Origin of the sequence: Rhodococcus sp. ACT016 (assembly GCF_050477185.1) — a bacterium.
Taxonomy (GTDB): Bacteria; Actinomycetota; Actinomycetes; order Mycobacteriales; family Mycobacteriaceae; genus Prescottella.
On sequence record NZ_JBEAET010000001.1, the window covers coordinates 5,791,155 to 5,807,710 of the forward strand.

The 16,556-nt window shown below is 68.3% G+C and carries 14 protein-coding genes and 1 tRNA gene; 8 read left to right on the plus strand and 7 right to left on the minus strand.

Translation table 11 applies throughout. The features are described from left to right. Positions 1 to 24: 24 nt before the first annotated feature. The 3 genes from ACQ5DX_RS26505 (at position 25) to ACQ5DX_RS26515 (ending at position 2,646) form a co-directional block, all read left to right on the plus strand. Positions 25 to 456: an SRPBCC family protein gene (locus ACQ5DX_RS26505; RefSeq protein WP_430335437.1), complete on the plus strand. Its 432-nt coding sequence runs from the start codon at positions 25 to 27 to the stop codon at positions 454 to 456. Between the two features lie 174 nt (positions 457 to 630). Then, positions 631 to 1,080, plus strand: coding sequence for a Fur family transcriptional regulator (locus tag ACQ5DX_RS26510; protein ID WP_430335438.1), 450 nt, complete (start codon positions 631 to 633; stop codon positions 1,078 to 1,080). A 99-nt stretch (positions 1,081 to 1,179) separates the two neighbouring features. Next, a complete protein-coding gene (locus tag ACQ5DX_RS26515) occupies positions 1,180 to 2,646 on the plus strand; it encodes a catalase (RefSeq protein WP_430335439.1) in 1,467 nt (488 codons plus the stop codon). A 160-nt stretch (positions 2,647 to 2,806) separates the two neighbouring features. Here the strand turns inward: ACQ5DX_RS26515 and ACQ5DX_RS26520 are convergent, their stop codons facing one another. From ACQ5DX_RS26520 to ACQ5DX_RS26530, 3 genes are read right to left on the minus strand one after another with little or no spacing between them, the layout of a single operon-like run. After that, complete coding sequence (locus ACQ5DX_RS26520; RefSeq protein WP_430335440.1) at positions 2,807 to 3,847, minus strand: hypothetical protein; 1,041 nt, start codon at positions 3,845 to 3,847, stop codon at positions 2,807 to 2,809. A gap of 48 nt (positions 3,848 to 3,895) precedes the next feature. Beyond that, positions 3,896 to 5,362, minus strand: a complete 1,467-nt coding sequence (locus tag ACQ5DX_RS26525; protein ID WP_430335441.1) for a pyridoxal phosphate-dependent decarboxylase family protein — start codon at positions 5,360 to 5,362, stop codon at positions 3,896 to 3,898. Then, positions 5,362 to 6,726 (minus strand): MFS transporter, encoded by a 1,365-nt coding sequence (locus ACQ5DX_RS26530; RefSeq protein ID WP_430335442.1) that lies wholly within the window; start codon positions 6,724 to 6,726, stop codon positions 5,362 to 5,364. The genes ACQ5DX_RS26525 and ACQ5DX_RS26530 overlap by 1 nt, the downstream gene beginning before the upstream one ends. A gap of 154 nt (positions 6,727 to 6,880) precedes the next feature. Between ACQ5DX_RS26530 and ACQ5DX_RS26535 the strand changes: the two genes are divergently transcribed. Both ACQ5DX_RS26535 and ACQ5DX_RS26540 read left to right on the plus strand, forming a co-directional pair. Next, positions 6,881 to 7,693 carry a metal-dependent hydrolase gene (locus ACQ5DX_RS26535; RefSeq protein WP_430335443.1) on the plus strand — a complete coding sequence of 271 codons (813 nt, stop codon included), beginning with the start codon at positions 6,881 to 6,883 and terminating at the stop codon, positions 7,691 to 7,693. Between the two features lie 180 nt (positions 7,694 to 7,873). Next, on the plus strand, positions 7,874 to 9,631 hold the full coding sequence (locus ACQ5DX_RS26540; protein ID WP_430335809.1) for a cholesterol oxidase substrate-binding domain-containing protein: 1,758 nt from the start codon (positions 7,874 to 7,876) through the stop codon (positions 9,629 to 9,631). Positions 9,632 to 9,716: 85 nt separating this feature from the next. Here ACQ5DX_RS26540 and ACQ5DX_RS26545 read toward each other — a convergent pair whose 3' ends face one another. From ACQ5DX_RS26545 to ACQ5DX_RS26555, 3 genes are all read right to left on the minus strand, one after another. Next, complete coding sequence (locus ACQ5DX_RS26545) at positions 9,717 to 10,757, minus strand: ABC transporter substrate-binding protein (RefSeq protein WP_430335444.1); 1,041 nt, start codon at positions 10,755 to 10,757, stop codon at positions 9,717 to 9,719. Between the two features lie 112 nt (positions 10,758 to 10,869). Then, positions 10,870 to 10,946: transfer RNA gene (locus tag ACQ5DX_RS26550), tRNA-Pro, on the minus strand. A 55-nt stretch (positions 10,947 to 11,001) separates the two neighbouring features. Then, on the minus strand, positions 11,002 to 11,982 hold the full coding sequence (locus ACQ5DX_RS26555) for a metallophosphoesterase (protein WP_430335445.1): 981 nt from the start codon (positions 11,980 to 11,982) through the stop codon (positions 11,002 to 11,004). A 64-nt stretch (positions 11,983 to 12,046) separates the two neighbouring features. Between ACQ5DX_RS26555 and ACQ5DX_RS26560 the strand changes: the two genes are divergently transcribed. Next, on the plus strand, positions 12,047 to 12,523 hold the full coding sequence (locus ACQ5DX_RS26560) for a GatB/YqeY domain-containing protein (RefSeq protein ID WP_430335446.1): 477 nt from the start codon (positions 12,047 to 12,049) through the stop codon (positions 12,521 to 12,523). Between the two features lie 22 nt (positions 12,524 to 12,545). On the opposite strand, the gene ACQ5DX_RS26565 is transcribed toward ACQ5DX_RS26560, so the two are convergent. Then, positions 12,546 to 13,433 carry a LysR family transcriptional regulator gene (locus tag ACQ5DX_RS26565; protein ID WP_430335447.1) on the minus strand — a complete coding sequence of 296 codons (888 nt, stop codon included), beginning with the start codon at positions 13,431 to 13,433 and terminating at the stop codon, positions 12,546 to 12,548. A 123-nt stretch (positions 13,434 to 13,556) separates the two neighbouring features. On the opposite strand from ACQ5DX_RS26565, the gene ACQ5DX_RS26570 reads away from it, so the two are divergent. Both ACQ5DX_RS26570 and ACQ5DX_RS26575 read left to right on the plus strand, forming a co-directional pair. After that, on the plus strand, positions 13,557 to 14,891 hold the full coding sequence (locus ACQ5DX_RS26570; protein ID WP_430335448.1) for an MFS transporter: 1,335 nt from the start codon (positions 13,557 to 13,559) through the stop codon (positions 14,889 to 14,891). 34 nt (positions 14,892 to 14,925) lie between these two features. Then, a complete protein-coding gene (locus ACQ5DX_RS26575) occupies positions 14,926 to 16,554 on the plus strand; it encodes an amidohydrolase (RefSeq protein WP_430335449.1) in 1,629 nt (542 codons plus the stop codon). The last annotated feature ends 2 nt before the right edge of the window (positions 16,555 to 16,556 follow it).

Consider the following 16,556-nt stretch of genomic DNA (forward strand, 5'->3'; position numbering starts at 1 on the left):
GACAGTAGAAACGGAGAGAGCAGAATGGATCGTTCACTGGAACGCAGCATCGTCGTCGACGCCGACGCGGATGCCGTCTGGGCCCACATCGGCAACTTCGACGGTCTGGGTGCGTGGCACCCCACCGTGCCGCCGGCGGAACTCGAGGGTGATCCGACGCAGGTCGGTTCGATCCGCACCTTCTCGGTCGACGGCCGCGTCGTCGCGCGGGAGCTTCTCGTCGCCCGCGATCCCGCGGCGCGCACGTACAGCTACCAGGTGCTCGATCCGATGCTCCCGATCAGCGACTACGTCGCCACGCTCGCGGTGACCCCGCAGGGTGAGGGATCCGAGATCCGGTGGAGCGCCGAGTACAAGTCCGAGGACGACGCCGTCGCCACCGTGGAGCAGATCTTCGGAGACGGCGTGTACGTGGCCGGTCTGCAGGCGGTGCAGGCGCACTTCGCGAACGCCTGATCGACGTGAGACCGCTCGGCCCCGGTGTGCTGCCGGGGCCGGCGGAGAGCTGAAGGGTCCCTTCATGCGCTGACAGCGCACGAAGGGACCCTTCAGCTTTCCAGGGGCGAGTGTCGATTTATCTGGACCCAGTCGTTCTTTTGACTTATTCCAGAAAAGGGCCATACTGGGTTCATGCAACAACGAGAGCACGACTTCGACCCCCGCACCCGGCTACGGGACGCGGGTCTGCGGGTCACGGCTCCACGCGTTGCGGTTCTGAACACGGTTGCCGCCAACCCGCATTCGGACGCGGACGAGATCGCCACCGAGGTACGTCACCAGCTCGGGTCGGTCTCGACCCAGGCGATCTACGACGTGCTCGGGGCCTGCGTCCGGGTGGGGTTGCTGCGCCGTATCGAGCCCGCGGGCTCGCCGGCGCGGTACGAGACCCGCACCGCGGACAACCATCACCACCTGGTGTGCCGCTCCTGCGGCACGGTCGTCGACGTGGACTGCGTCGTCGGCCATGCTCCCTGCCTGGAGCCCTCGAACGACCACGGCTTCGAGCTCGACGAAGCCGAGGTTGTGTTCTGGGGACTGTGTCCCGGCTGCCGGAAGGATTCCGCGAAAACCGGGGCGTAGACGGTTGCCAGCTCACAGAATCGAAATGATGTGCCCGGATCGGGCGGGTCGAACCATTCGAAGACAGCCAGCCCATCAGTGCAAGGAGGCTTCGCAGAAATGACGTCCGCAAAATCACGTCCGACGACGAACAACTTCGGAATTCCCGTCAGCAGCGACGACGAATCGCTCACCGCGGGAACGCAGGGCCCCATCCTCCTCCACGACCACTACCTGATCGAGAAGCTCGCGCAGTTCAACCGGGAGCGGGTCCCGGAGCGAATCGTGCACGCCAAGGGCGGTGGCGCATTCGGCGAGCTGGTCATCACCGGTGACGTCAGCAAGTACACCAAGGCGAAGTTCCTGCAGCCCGGTAAGAAGACCGAGTCGCTGGTGCGCTTCTCCACCGTCGCCGGCGAGCAGGGCAGCCCCGACACGTGGCGCGACCCGCGTGGTTTCGCGATGAAGTTCTACACCGAGGAAGGCAACTACGACCTCGTCGGCAACAACACGCCGATCTTCTTCATCAAGGATCCGATCAAGTTCCCGGACTTCATCCGCTCGCAGAAGCGGCTGCCGGGATCGGGTCTGCGCGACCACAACATGCAGTGGGACTTCTGGACCCTCCGCCCGGAGACCGCGCACCAGGTGACGTGGCTGATGGGTGACCGCGGTATCCCGAAGACGTGGCGGCACATGGACGGATTCGGTTCGCACACCTACCAGTGGGTGAACGCGGCCGGCGAGCGCTTCTGGGTGAAGTACCACTTCAAGACCGACCAGGGTATCGAGTTCCTCACGCAGGCCGAGGCGGATCGGCTGGCCGGCTCGGACCCGGACTACCACCGCGCCGACCTGTACAACGCGATCGAGCGGGGCGAGTTCCCGAGCTGGACCCTGAAGGTGCAGATCATGCCCGTCGGCGACGCGGAGGGCTACCGCTTCAACCCGTTCGACCTCACCAAGGTGTGGTCGCAGAAGGACTACCCGCTGATCGAGGTCGGCAAGTGGACCCTCAACCGCAACCCGGAGAACTTCCACGCGCAGATCGAGCAGGCGTCGTTCGAGCCGTCGAACGTGGTGCCCGGCATCGGATTCAGCCCCGACAAGATGCTATTGGGCCGCGTCTTCTCGTACGCCGACGCACACCGCTACCGCATCGGCACCAACTACGCCGACCTGCCGGTGAACGCGCCCAAGGCGCCCGTCAACTCCTACTCCAAGGAGGGCGCGATGCGGTACACGTTCAACACTGCCGACACCCCGGTGTACGCGCCCAACTCGTTCGGTGGGCCGCACGCCGACCCGGCGGCGGCCGGCGACGAGGGCCTGTGGGCGTTCGACGGTGAGGCCGTGCGGGCCGGGTACATCCAGCACCCGGAGGACGGCGACTTCACCCAGGCCGGAACCCTGGTCCGCGAGGTCCTCGACGACGCGTCCCGGGAGCGTCTGGTGAGCAACGTCGTCGGCCACGTCCTCGGTGGTGTTCAGGAACCGGTGCTCGCTCGCGTCTTCGAGTACTGGAAGAACGTGGACGCCGAACTCGGCAAGAAGATCGAGGAAGGCGTGCGCGCCGGCCTGAAGTAGTGCGATGACGAGGAAGGACCCGTTCCGGAGCGTTCTCGGAACGGGTCCTTCCTCCTTGGCTCATCGCGTCAGGGGAGCAGCCCCCACCAGTAGATGAGGGTGGCAGCCAGCCATAGAAGCAGAGTGTCCATAACCGCCTCCTATGTCGGTATTGCCTCCATCATGCTCCCCGCCGTCGGCGTTGGACAACGACTGCGATCCCGTACAGGATCACGGCGCCGAAGATCCAGGCCTCGAGGACGGCGATGCCGGACGCGACGCCGTCGTTGTCGAAGTAGGCGGCGCCGCGCAGGGCCCGAACGGTGACGCCGACCGGAAGGATGCCGGTCAGGGGCTCGAGCCACCCCGGAAGGAACTGGGCAGGCAGGATGCCGGTGCTGGTGGCGTTCCCGAACACGAGCAGGACCACGGCGGAGACGAAGATCCCGACGGGCCCGAGGAGTTTGAGCAGGGCCGCGGTGGTGACGCCGACGGCCAGCGCGAGCAGGCCGATGAGCGTGCCGGTCATGAGGAACGACGCCGGCAGGGCGTCGAAGACCGGCCCGACGAGCCAGGCGACGACGATGCTCACCAGGAATGCGAAGACCACCGCGCTCACCGCGCGCCAGAGCGCGGGCAGGCGCGGGCCGGCCTGCATGCTCGTCAGGCCGAAGAGGAAACCGGCCAGCACGACCCCGAATGCGGCGTAGAACACGGACAATCCACGCGAGTCGCCCGCCGCCAACGGAGCGATGTCGGTCACCGTCAGTGTCGCGCCGGATGCCGCCGCCGCCGCGCCGAAGGCATGCGTGAGCACCTCGGTGACCGACGGTCCGTTCGCGCCGGCGACGATCAATTCCGAGGCGGGGGTCCCCGCCACGAAGGCCCCGGAGACCGCGTGCGTTCTCACCGCCTCGCGCGCCATCTCGGGGGAGGCGTACGGGCGCACGTCGAAGGCGTCGCCGCCCGCCGCGGACTGCGCCGCGACCGCATCCGTGACCGGTGGCGGGCCGACGACCGCCACCGGTAAGTCGTGGGGCCTCGGATCGTGGAATGCCGCGAGGAACACCGCTGCGAAGATCGCCCCGATCAGCAGCCCGACCAGAACGGGGACGACGGTTCCGCGTGCGATCGAACTATTGCCCGGTTGCGGGCCTGGTCGCGGGCGCGGTTGCGATTCCGGTTGCGAGGCATTCGTTGACTGCGTCGACGTCGCTGCCATACATCGAGTGTGACCACGTCGAGCCGTCTCCGGTAGGGGTCTACCTACTCACGGCTCGAGGAACCGCGCGAGGAACTCGACCAGCAGGCGCTCGGCGACCGGCGCCGGCAATTCCTCGACGAGCGCGAGAATGTCGGCTTTGGGGCCTTCGAGGCCGGCCTTCGGGTCGAGTCCGGCCAACGCGAGGACGCCCGCGCTGATCTCGCTCGTCAGCTCGGCGGGATCGATGTGGGCCGCGGCGGCGACGAACTCGGCGGGTGCGCTCGCCCCGGGGACGCCGCGGGTGCGGTCGGCGGCATTCGTCAGCGCGGCGACCAGCGCGTCGACGACGGTCTCGGTGACCGGCGTGATCGTCAGGTGGGTGGTCCGCGGCAGCACGGTGCCGTCGGGTTGGACGTGCCGCGGCTGCGGCTGCAGTGCCCAGCCGTCCTCGTCGGCGGCGTCGGACCAGCGGTGCGGATCGACCCGGCGGTCGACGGGCACCGCTTCGTCGGTCGCGATCGCCAGCAGCGGGCCCACCGGGTCGCCGACCACGCGCAGCCCCTCGATCCCGTCGATCGCCTCCGCGATCCTGTTCGTCGCGCGCACCATCGGCGCCACGAGTTCACCGAATCCTTGCTCGCCCAACGCCTGCGTCACCGCCCAGCCCGCCGCGATCGGCATCGCGCTGCGGGACCCGAGCAGCGTCGGGTTGACCACCGCGTAGCCGGGCCAGCGGGTGGTCGCGAACCAGTGCGCGCGGTGCCGGTCGCGGTCACGGAAGAGCAGCAGCGAGACACCCTTGGGGGCGTACCCGTACTTGTGCAGATCCACCGACAGGCTGGTCACCCCGGGGACGGTCAGGTCCCAGCGACGCTCGTCCGCGCCCGGCCACCACGGCAGCACCCAGCCGCCGATGCAGCCGTCGACGTGCAACGCGACGTCCTGCGCCGCACACACTTCCGCGATCGCGGCGATCGGATCGAGCGCACCGTGCGGGTACGACGGCGCGCTCGCGACCACCAGCGCGACGTCGGGGGACAGGGCGGCGGCGACGTCGTCGGCCCGCAACCGCGCGGTCGTCGGGTCGACCGGCAGCACCTGGAGTCGCAGATCGAGGTGCTGGGCGGCCTTCTGGAACGCGGCGTGCGCGGTGGCGCCCACCAGCAGCGTCGGACGGTGCTCGGCGCCGGTGCGGGCCCGCCACGTGTCGCGCGCGGACTTCACCGCGAGCATGCAGCTTTCGGTGCCGCCGCTGGTGACGCTGCCGACCACGTCCGGGTCGCCGCCCGCGAGGACGTCCCGGCCCAACGCGACCAGGTCGCGTTCCATCGTCGCGATCGACGGAAATGCGGTGGGATCCAATCCGTTCAGCGGCTGCGCCCGCAGCGCGGCCGCGCCCGCGAGGTCGGCCAGCTCGGTCACCCCCGGGTCGTACACGTACGACAGCAGGCGTCCGCCCGACGTCGGGGCGTCGGTTGCGCGCAGCGCGTCGAGTCGGGCGAGGATGTCGGCGGGGTCGAGGCGGAACTGCATCAGTGGCTTCCGTTCTGTGCGTGGGCGTCCTCGGCGGCGAGTCGGTACCGCGACAGTGCGACGAGGCTGAGGGCGGAGAGGATCGCGGGGGCCGCGGAGAGAGCGAGGACGATGCCGTCGACCGCGGTCTGGGACTGGACGGCGTGCTGGTCGCCGGTGGACGAGACGAATCCAGTGACCGCGAGGATCGCCAGGACCAGTGCCGGACCCAGTGCGAGGCCGATGGTCTCGACGGCCGTCCACACGCCGCTGAACGCCCCGGCGCGCACCGATCCACCCTCGCGCCGCTCGTGATCGGAGATGACGTCGGGCAGCATCGACATGCCCAGCATCTGCATGCCCGCATAGCCGACGCCGGCGACCCCGACCGCCGCGTACACCCATCCACCGGTGTCGACCAACATCCCCAGCAGTGCGAGGCCCGCGGCGAGGAACAGGCTCGTGGCCAGGAGATAGGCGCGACGCTTGCCCCACGAGCGGACCAGCCGCGACCACAACGGCATCACCGCCACCGCCGGTCCGACCAGCGCGGCGAACAGGTACGACACCGAATCCTCGTTACCGAGCACGTATGTGGCCGCGTACTGTGCGGCGGCGAGCATCGTGCCCGTCGCGAAGGCCTGGAGCGCCGACGCCGTCAACAGCATTCGGAACGGGCGGCTGGATCGGACGACGCGCAGCGAGGCCGAGAACGAGGTGTCTGCGCCGACCTCCGACGTCGTTGTCGGATGGCTGGGGGCCACGCGGGAGGCCGCGAACATGCCCAACCCCAGCACCCCTCCGGCGACGATCCCCATCACCAGGTAGCCCCAATGTCCGCCACCGCCGACTTCACGTAGCTGTGGGCCGCCCGCGCCGAACAGCAGGATCGCGATGCCGAGGACGGCGACGCGCCACGCCATCAGCCGGGCCCGTTCGTGGTAGTCGTCGGTGAGTTCGGCCGGCATCGCGATGTAGGGAACCTGGAAGAGGCTGAACGCCACCGCAGAAGCCGTGAACGCCACCGCCACCCACACGGCCCCCGCGGTCGGGGCAACGCCGTCGGGCACCGCGAAGGTGAGGACGAAGAACACCGGCAGCAGCGTCGCACCGAGGGTGAGGAACCGGCGTCGGCTGCCGGTCCGACGGGCCCACGAGTCGCTGAGCGAACCGATCGCCGGATTGAGCACCACGTCGAGCGCCTTCGGCGCGAACACCACGAACGTCGCCACCGCCGCGGCGACCCCGAGCGTGTCGGTGAGGTAGTACGCCAGTACCAGTCCCGGCAGCGTCGAGAAGCCGCCGGTGCCGACCGATCCCAGGGCATAGCCGCGGATCGTCGCGGGGCTCAGCCGCGTCGTCGCGGGTGCGGAGGTGCTCGTCATGGCGTCAATCTAGGCGGCAACAGCCCGTCATGGCCGTCGAACACGCGTGTCGGTGGTCGTTGCTAGCGTCTGCGGCGAGGGGTCCGGGGCAGCCGCGCCGGACCCCTCCGTCGTTGGTGTTCTGTCGTCGGTGCTCGAAAGGTGCTGTCCCCCTATGGTGATGGGTGCAACCCACGCAATGTCCGGTGCTGTGGTCGGCCTCGCCGTCGCAGATCTGCTCCCGACGGACTGGGGTGGCCCCACCTCCACCGCCGAGACGTTCGCGTTCGCGGGGGTCTGCGCCGGCGCCGCCCTCCTGCCGGACCTCGACACCACCCAGTCCACCGTCGCGCGCTCGTTCGGGCCGATCTCGAAGACGCTGGCCGCGGGCGTCGACTCGGTCTCGATCGGTGTGTACCGGCTGACGAAGGGGCGCAAGGACGGGAACCGCCGGGGCGGCCACCGCACCCTCACGCACACGGCACTGTTCGCGGCCGGACTCGGCGCCGGGATCTCGGCGCTGGTCGGCCAGTTCGGCCGCACCGCCATCATCATCACGCTCTTTTTCACGCTCGGCCTGGCGCTGCGCGGCCTCGCCGGGAACTGGGCGCGGGACAAGGGGTGGCTCGTCGTCACCGGCGTCTCGGCGTTCCTGTCGATTCTCACGTGGCAGTGGTTCCCCGACCAGGTGGGCTCGACGGGGCTCGGGGTGGCGGTCGCGCTGGGGTGCGCGACGCACTGCCTCGGCGACATGATCACCAAGGAGGGGGTGCCGTTCCTGGCGCCGTTCGTGCCCCTCGGCGGCCGCCGGTGGTGGGAGTTGCGGCTGCCGTCCTTTCTCGCCATCCGGGCCGGCGGCGGATTCGAGCGCGCCGTGCTGGGCCCGCTGCTGACGATCGCGGCCATCGGGCTCGCGGTGTGGGCGGTGGACGGCGCACCCGAGGCGATCACCGACGCGCTGCGGAACTCGGTTCCCGTCGAACGGTAGACCGGACAACTCACTCCGACGAGAATTACGGAACCACTGGCATCGGAACCGAACTTGTTCTAGTTTGACTCCCAGATCACGCGGCGAGGTTCCGTGCGCCGCTTTCCCGACGAGTGGATCGGAGTCGAACCGGTGGATGCCGACGAGAACGTGATGTCGACGAGCGAGGCACGTAACGGAATGTCCCGCAGGGGATTCCTCGGGCGCGCCGCGGGCGCTGCGGCGGGGGCCGCGGCCATGGCGGGCATGGGCTGGACTCCGGCCTTCGCTCTCCCCGCGGGATCGAGCGGTTCCGCCGGCTCGAGCGGCCCGGTGTCCAACCTTCCGGTCCCGCCGGCCTTCCCCGAGGACATCCCCCTCGCCCAGCAGGCGTACGTCAACTGGGCCAAGGACATCGCGTTCGACGCCGTGTGGACCGCGACCGCGCGCACCCCGGACGACGTCGTCCGGCTCGCGAACTGGGCCAAGGACAACGGTTACCGCGTCCGCGCCAAAGGCACGATGCACGGCTGGAGCCCGTTCACGGTGGTCCCCGGCGAAAGCGTCGAGAAGGTCCTGCTCGTCGACACCATGTCGAACCTGAACTCCGTGAGCGTGGACCGGAGCGGTTCTCCGGCCCGCGTGACCGCGGGGGCGGGCGCCACCATCGAGGCGGTTCTCGCGGCTCTCGAGAAGGAGGGTCTCGGATGGGCGAACGCCCCGGCCATCGGTGAACTGTCGATCGCGGGTGCACTCGCGATCGGAGCCCACGGCGCCACCTATCCGGCACCGGGGGAGAAGGCGACTCCCGGTCAGTCCTTCGGTTCGCTGTCGAACCTCATCCTGGGCATGACGGCCGTGGTGTGGGACGCCGGTTCGGGCCGGTACGTGCTACGCGAATTCACCCGTGCCGAGCCCGAGATCACGCCGCTGCTGACGCATCTGGGCCGCACCTTCGTCACCTCGGTGACCCTGCAGGCCGGTGCGAACGCGCGCGTCCGTTGCGAAACGTTCCTCGATATTCCGTGGCAGGAGATGTTCGCGCCCGCGGGATCGCCGGGACGCACCTACGAGAGCTACGTCGAGAAGTCCGGCCGCGTGGAGGCCATCTGGTTCCCGTTCACCGACAAGCCGTGGCTCAAGGTCTGGACCCCGACGCCGGTGAAGCCGGCGCAGTCGCGGGAGGTGTTCGGCCCCTACAACTACTTCTTCACCGACACCATCCCGGAATTCGTGACCACTCCGCTCGGCCAGGTGATGGAAGGCATGCAGTCCGCGACGCCCGTGTTCGGCGCGGCGCAGCTCGCCGCCGTTCAGGCCGGCATCCCGCTCACCAACACCGGTGACCTGTGGGGCTGGTCCAAGGACGTGCTGTTCTACCTGCGCCACACCACGCTCCGGGTGATCGCCGGCGGTGGTGTCGTGCTCACCAAGCGGTCGAACATCCAGCGGGCCATCAACGAGGTCACGACGTGGCACAACAATCGGATGACCGAGCTTGCGGCGCAGGGTAAGTACCCCATCAACTGTGCGTTCGAGGTCCGCATGTGCGGCGTCGACGACCAGTCCGAGGTGCTCGTCGAATCGGCCGGCCCGCCGAACCTGTCCGCGGTGCGTCCGCGGCCGGATCACCCGGAGTGGGACACCTGCATCTGGATGAACGTCACCACGCTGCCCGGGACCGCCGGCGCGGCCGAGTACCTCCGCGAGCTGGAACGCTTCATGGTCCAGAACTTCTCGGGCAACTACGCGACGTTCCGATCCGAGTGGGCCAAGGGCTGGGCCTTCACCGACCAGGGCGGTTATCGCGACGAGGAATGGCTGACCCAGATCATCCCCGCCGCCTTCACCACCGGCATCCCGGCGTCGGGCAACTGGAACGCCGCGCGGACCGGGCTCGACGCGCTCGATCCGCATCGCGTCTTCGCCAACAGCTTCCACGACCGATTGCTGCCGTAGATCCCCCTCCTGCGGCGCACGCGAGTGAAGAAACGACGAGGCCCGGCGCCGAATCCGGTGCCGGGCCTCGTCAGCGTCGGAAGCGTTACTGCTTGCCGCCCAAGATGTTCTGCAGGTCGTCGAGCACGATCATCGCGCCCGTCGGACCCAGCGCCAGGAACCAGGTCTCGTCGGACACCTGGACCGCCTTGCCGTTCTTGACGGCACTCATGCCGGCCCACAGCGGGCCGCCCAGCACCTGGGCCTCGGCCGTGGTGTCGGGCTTGCCGTAGGTGGAGTAGAACACCCAGTCGCCGTCGGCCTGCGTGATGGTCTCGGGGCTCACCTCGACCGCGAGCTCCTCGATGTTCTGCACGTCCGGGCGGCGCAGGCCCACGTCCTGCAGGATCACGCCGATGAACGACAGGTTGCCGTACAGGCGGGTCTTGCCGGTCATGAAGCGCACCAACGAGATCGACGGATCGCCCTGGATGCCGTCGCGGACCGCGTTCGCGCGGGTCTGGTAGTCGTTGAGCACCGACTCGGCCTTCGCCTCCTCGCCGACGGAGTCGGCGACGAGCAGGAAGTTCTCCTTCCACGGGAAGCCCGGGCGGATTCTGAACACCGTCGGTGCGATCTGCGACAGCTGCGGGTACAGCTTGTCGGCGCGCAGCTTGCTGCCCAGGATCAGGTCGGGCTGCAGGGCGGTGATCGCCTCGAGGTTCAGGTTGTTGGTGGTGCCCACGTCGGGGACGCCCGCCAGCTTGTCCGCCAGGTACGACGGCTGACCCGACACACCCTCCGGGCTCGCGATGCCGACCGGCGTGATGCCGAGCGACAGGACGTCGTCCAGCTCGCCGCCGTCGAGCACGACCACGCGCTCGGGCTTCTTCTCGATGACGGTCTCGCCGAGCGCGTGCTTGACGGTGCGGGGGAACTGACCGGGCTGTGCGTCGCTGCCCAGCTCCGCCGTGGCGGTGTCGGCGGTCGCGAACAGGCGGCCGCCGGTCGCGACATCGGTGTTGCCGGCCGGGGCGTCGGCGGCGTTGTCGGAGGAGCCGCACGCGGTGGCCGCGAACACGGTCGCGAGGGCGAGCATCGCAACACGAACCGAGGCCCGCTTGCGGAACGAGGATCGAACGAACATTAGGTCAGGCTAGCCTGTGTGGATTGTGGCGCTTCCGGCGGGAGGGAGGCGAAGTCGCGAAACGAGAAAGACCCCGTCCGAACGAGCCGGACGGGGTCTTTCTGTTCTTCACTGGTCGGGGTGGCGGGATTTGAACCCACGACCTCTTCGTCCCGAACGAAGCGCGCTACCAAGCTGCGCCACACCCCGGTGTTGAACCTCGGATAGCTTACAACACGGATTCGCCGGGGATTAAATCGGCTGGTCAGCGGCCCAAAACGGCGCCCTCTACGGCCGCGCTGCCGCGTGCGGTGGCGGTGTTCTCGCGCGGTGCGGGGACCAGGGTCAGCAGCGTCGCCTCGGGGCGGCAGCAGAACCGGGCCGGCGCGTACGGCGATGTGCCGACGCCCGCGGACACGTGCAGCCGCATGTGCGCACCCCAGCGCGACGGCCCCTTCACGCGGGAACGGTCCAGCTGGCAGTTGGTCACCAGCGCACCGTAGAACGGCAGGCACAGCTGTCCGCCGTGCGTGTGCCCGGCCAGCACCAGGTCGTAGCCGTCGTCGGCGAACCGATCGAGGACCCGCGGCTCGGGGGAGTGCGTGATGCCCAGCTTGAGCTGCGCGAGCGGATTCGGCGGGCCGGCGATGGTGTCGTAGCGGTCCCGCTTGAGGTGCGGGTCGTCGACGCCGGCGGACGCGATGCGCACGCCCGAGACCTCGAGGTCGCGGTGCACGTGGGTGACGTCGAGCCAGCCGCGTTCGGTGAACGCGGCCCGCAGGTCGGCCCACGGCAGCGGCGCGCCGAGCACCCGGCGGTGCTCCTTCTTGAAGTACTTGAACGGGTTCTTCGGCTTGGGGGCGAAGTAGTCGTTGCTGCCGAACACGAACAGGCCCGGCCGCGCTAGCAGGCCGCCCATCGACTGCACCACGGCCGGCACCGACTTGGGATGCGACAGGTTGTCGCCGGTGTTGACGACGAGGTCGGGCTCGAGCCGGTCCAGCTCGCGCAGCCAGTTCTGCTTGAGCTTCTGGTTCGGCATCATGTGCAGGTCGCTGATGTGCAGAACCCGCAGGGTCGCCGACCCGGGTGCGAGGACCGGCATGGTCGCCTCCCGGAGGGCGAACGCGTTGCGTTCGATCAGCGACGCGTAGCCGATGCCCAGTGCGGCGGCGCCCGCCGTGGCGAGCGCGGCCCGGTTCAGGGCGCTGCGGTTCGGGATACGGGAAGACAGATCAGGCACCACTTCAGAATACGGGTGTCGGCAATGAAGGTGCAGGACACCGCGCCGGGCGCGTAGCGTTCGGCGCATGGCCGACACTGCTTCCACGCTCAAGTCCAAGCTCCGCGCCGACCTCACCACCGCGATGAAGGCGAAGGATCAGCTGCGCCTGTCGACGCTGCGCATGATCCTGGCCGCGGTGCAGAAGGAGGAGACCTCCGGCAAGGAGGCCCGCGAACTCGACGACGACGAGGTCCTCAAGATCCTCACCAAGGAGTCGAAGAAGCGTGGTGAGGCCGCCGAGATCTACACCGAGGCCGGCCGCGGTGAACTCGCCGCGAACGAGCGGGCCGAGGCGCAGGTCATCGACTCCTACCTGCCCACCCCGCTCACCGACGCCGAACTGGCCGACGTCGCCGACACCGCCATCGCGCAGGTGGCGGAGGAGCTCGGTGAGCGCCCCGGCATGCGTCAGATGGGTCAGGTCATGAAGGTGGCCACCGCCCTCGCGGCGGGCAAGGCCGACGGATCGCGAATCTCCAAGTCCGTCAAGGATCGTCTGTAGATCTCGCCGGGTCGTTTCGGCCTCATTCGAGGGTGCGGGTGGCCACCATGTCGGTCATCCACCGCCCCAAATCGTGCGCCACCGCCCGGATCTCCCGCTCGGCGTAGTGGTCCGGGGCCCATGCGGCGTAGAGCTGGACGGACATCGGGACGCCGCCATTCGTCAAGGTCGCCCAGTCGAGCCCGAAACGCGGATCTTCGATCACGACGGCGACGCCGTTGCCTGCAGCCGCGTGCGCCTGGGCGATCGTGGCGTTGCTCGTCGTGGAGAACTCGGTGGGGTGGGCGCCGAGTTCGCTTGCAGTGGACAGGAATGCTCGTTCGATGGCACTCCCGTAGCCGGGGGCGAGGATCGGGCCTCCCATCGCCAGTAGGTCGGCCAGTTCGATGGGGTCGTGCCCGGATCGTCGCTGCCCGGTCTCCCGGAACTGCACCATGATCGGACAGCTCACGAGTTCGACTGACGAGAGTTCCGCCGGTGGCGCAGCGGTATTCACTGCGAGGTCCAGCCCTTGGAGCAGGGTGGGGTAAACGTCGCTCGGGCGCGCGGTCACGATCTCCCGGATGGGTGAGCCGCTCGCGATGAACGTCGCGACGAAGTGATTGGCGGTCGTCTCCGGGCACACCAATGTGAACATCTGATTTCCGCCGTCGAGGGCGGCCATGACCTCGCCCGCCCGAACGGTGCGGGTGATGATGTCGCGCGCCATCGTCTGCAGGACCTCGCCCGCCGGCGTCAGCCCCATGCCGGAGACGGTTCGGCGAAAGAGTTTCACCCCCAGGTCGGACTCCAATTTCGCGATCCGCCGGGAGACGGTCGGCTGCGACAGATGCTGGCGGGTGGCCGCCGCGCTCACCGAGCCCACGGCCGCGACCTCCAGAAACTGGACCAGCTCGTCAGCAAGCATCATGCGCTTCACGTATACCCCCCGCGCAGAATTGTCATTGGACAAGCATAAATGCACCTCCGATAGTTGATCCCACTGCGTTTCGGGGTCGAACCTTCGGCCCCGTGAATTCTCGAAGGGGCAGCGATGAACTCAACAGCTCAATCTGACGCGGTGCTGTCACGTCAGCGCCGGGCGACTATCGGCGCGTTCGTCGGTACCGCCACCGAGTGGTACGACTTCTACATCTTCGGCACCGCGGCGGCGCTCGTCTTCGGCAAGGTGTTCTACCCCGGGGTCGCACCCGGCGCCGCCCTCATGGCGTCCTTTGCAACCTTCTGGGTCGGTTTCCTCGCGCGTCCGGTCGGTGGCGCCGTCTTCGGTCACTTCGGTGACCGCTTCGGGCGCAAGAACGTGCTCGTCACGACCCTGCTTCTCATGGGCGTTGCCACAACGTGCATCGGACTGCTGCCCAGCTACGCCCAGATCGGCGTCGCGGCACCGATTCTCCTGGTCGTTCTGCGCGCTCTCCAGGGACTCGCCGTCGGCGGTGAGTGGGGCGGGGCGGTCCTGCTGGCGACGGAGAACTCCGCGGAGGACAAGCGCGGCTGGGCCGGTGCGTGGGTGCAGCAGGGTTCGCCGGCGGGCTCGATTCTGGCGACGTTGATGTTCATGCTCGTCAGTCAACTGCCCAACGACGCCTTCCTCTCGTGGGGATGGCGGATTCCGTTCCTGATGTCGTCGGTGCTCGTGATCGTCGGTCTCATCATCCGCGCCGGAGTCGAGGAGTCCGCGGACTTCGAGGCGACGAGGAAGTCCGACGCAGTCGTCCAGCAGCCGACGATCGCGGTCTTCCGATCGGTGCCGGGCATCCTGTTTCTCGGGATCATCGCGTCCATCATGGGCATCTCGCTCGCATACTTCACGAACACCTTCCTGCTGTCGTGGACCACTGGAAGTCTCGGGATCGAGCGGCAGACGATGCTCAACGTCCTGCTGGGAATGGCTGTGCTGCAGTTCTTCTGGCAGCCGATTGCCGCCCTGATCGCGGAACGGGTCGGTGCGCTCAAGGTTATGGTCGGTGGCCTGACGTTGTGTCTGATCATGGTGGTGCCGTTCTTCTTCGCCATCGGGTCCGCGAACCCGTCGACCATTGCGATCACGCTCTATGTCGTCACCCTCGGCGGCACGGCCTACTATGCGCTGCTGGCGAATTCACTCGCATCCGCGTTCCCGGCCAACATCCGCTACAGCGGTGTCTCGCTCGCCTACCAGCTGTGCTCGTCACTGATCGGTGGTTCCACCCCGTTGGTTGCTCAGTGGATTCTCAACAACTCCGACGGAAGCCCATGGGGTGTCGCGATCTTCTTCGCCGTGATGCTGGTGGCGACGCTGATCGGTGTGATCGGTCTGTCGCGTGCCATCGCGAAGCGTGCACTGTCCAATCCTGATTCGGCGGAAGCTGTTTCGGCAGTCGCCTGACCTTGTGAACCAAAGTACGGAAGGAACTTCACCAGTGCGTCTTGATGCCATTTTCGAGAACGGTCGATTTCGAACGCTGTCTTCTGGCCGTCCGACGGCGACCCGTGTCGGCGTCCTCGGCGGCCGGATCGTCGGATTCGACGAGGAACTCGACGGTGTGACGGCGGCCGAGGTCCACGACCTGGGTGGGGCGCCGGTCCTGCCCGGATTCCACGACGCTCACTACCACCTCTCGATGACCGGTGCGAGGCTCGCGCAGCTCAACCTTCGCCCGGCGAACGTCTCGACCCTCGACGATCTCTACCGCGAGGTCGCAGGGCGCGCACAGACGTTGCCCCCCGACGCCTGGGTGCGCGGATCGGGCTACGACCAGAACGTGACCGGAGCGCACCCGAGCGCCAACGCGCTCGACAAGGCGGCCGGCGGCCGGCCCGTCCTACTCGAGCATGTCTCCGGACACATGGTCGTGGTCAACAACGCAGCCTTCGCGCTGGCCGGTTTCCCCGGCGGCATCGGCGTCCCCGACGTGCCGGGTGGGTCGGTGGCGCGCGACGAGTCCGGCCGCGCGACCGGCCTGCTGCAGGAACGCGCGATGGAGCTGGTCTACCCGCTGGTCAAGCCCATCTCGGCCGAGGATCTCCTGCACCACATCGAACTCGCCAGCGATCAGGCGATCCGGTACGGCCTCACCTCCGTCACGGAGCCGGGCCTCGGGGACTACCGCATGATCGGCTCCACGCCGGTCGACCTCGGCATCTTTCAGGCCGCCGTGGAGTCGGGTGTCCTCCGCACGCGCATGACAGCGATGCCGTACTGCACGACCCTCCACGGGATCGAGGGGTGGGAGGGCTGGCGCGGGCTCGACCTCGGTATCCGAACCGGCCTGGGCGACGACCGCTTTCGGATCGGCCCCGTGAAGATCGTCTCCGACGGTTCCTTCATCGGCCGCTCGGCGGCGATGCACCACTGCTACCACGGCGAGCCGCACAACCACGGCGTCATGCAGTTCGACCCGAAGGAACTCGAGGCGATGGTCGTCGAGGCACATCGCGCCGGCTGGTCGGTGGCCGCCCACGCGATCGGGGATGCCGCCATCGACCACGTTATGGACGCGTTCGCCCTGGCGCAGAAGGACACCCCGCGCCCCGACGCGCGGCACCGCATCGAGCATTTCGGGCTGACGAGCGACAGCCAGGTCGCGCGGGCGGCCGCGCTCGGGTTGACGCCTGTTCCGCAGGGAACCTTCATCTCCGACTTCGGTGACGGAATGCGGGCCGCCGTGGAGCCGGAGTTCGAGCATCAGATCTACCGGATGAAGTCGCTCCTCGAGGCCGGCATCGTCATCCCCGGGTCCACGGATTCCCCTGTCTCCGACGGAAACCCGCTGGTCTCCATCCACGACATGGTCAACCGGACCACCGCGTCGGGCCACGTGCTCGGACCGGACGAGCGACTGACCGTGGACGAGGCGGTGCGCGCCTACACCTACGGCTCCGCGTACGCGGTCGGGCAGGAGGACCGGAAGGGCGTGCTGGCCCACGGCATGCTCGCCGACTTCGTCGCGTTGTCCGACGACCTCTACGAGATCGATGTGACGAGGATCCGCAACGTCTCGGTGGTACAGACTGTCGTGGACGGCAAGGTCGAGTTCCAGGCCGACTGAGA

What these genes read in the sequence shown, in the direction of transcription:
- ACQ5DX_RS26505 (WP_430335437.1), top strand. Translation starts at nt 25, where the DNA reads ATGGATCGTTCACTGGAACGCAGCATCGTCGTCGACGCCGACGCGGAT.
- ACQ5DX_RS26510 (WP_430335438.1), top strand. Translation starts at nt 631, where the DNA reads ATGCAACAACGAGAGCACGACTTCGACCCCCGCACCCGGCTACGGGAC.
- ACQ5DX_RS26515 (WP_430335439.1), top strand. Translation starts at nt 1,180, where the DNA reads ATGACGTCCGCAAAATCACGTCCGACGACGAACAACTTCGGAATTCCC.
- ACQ5DX_RS26520 (WP_430335440.1), bottom strand. Translation starts at nt 3,847, where the DNA reads ATGGCAGCGACGTCGACGCAGTCAACGAATGCCTCGCAACCGGAATCG.
- ACQ5DX_RS26525 (WP_430335441.1), bottom strand. Translation starts at nt 5,362, where the DNA reads ATGCAGTTCCGCCTCGACCCCGCCGACATCCTCGCCCGACTCGACGCG.
- ACQ5DX_RS26530 (WP_430335442.1), bottom strand. Translation starts at nt 6,726, where the DNA reads ATGACGAGCACCTCCGCACCCGCGACGACGCGGCTGAGCCCCGCGACG.
- ACQ5DX_RS26535 (WP_430335443.1), top strand. Translation starts at nt 6,881, where the DNA reads ATGGTGATGGGTGCAACCCACGCAATGTCCGGTGCTGTGGTCGGCCTC.
- ACQ5DX_RS26540 (WP_430335809.1), top strand. Translation starts at nt 7,874, where the DNA reads ATGTCCCGCAGGGGATTCCTCGGGCGCGCCGCGGGCGCTGCGGCGGGG.
- ACQ5DX_RS26545 (WP_430335444.1), bottom strand. Translation starts at nt 10,757, where the DNA reads ATGTTCGTTCGATCCTCGTTCCGCAAGCGGGCCTCGGTTCGTGTTGCG.
- ACQ5DX_RS26560 (WP_430335446.1), top strand. Translation starts at nt 12,047, where the DNA reads ATGGCCGACACTGCTTCCACGCTCAAGTCCAAGCTCCGCGCCGACCTC.
- ACQ5DX_RS26565 (WP_430335447.1), bottom strand. Translation starts at nt 13,433, where the DNA reads ATGATGCTTGCTGACGAGCTGGTCCAGTTTCTGGAGGTCGCGGCCGTG.
- ACQ5DX_RS26570 (WP_430335448.1), top strand. Translation starts at nt 13,557, where the DNA reads ATGAACTCAACAGCTCAATCTGACGCGGTGCTGTCACGTCAGCGCCGG.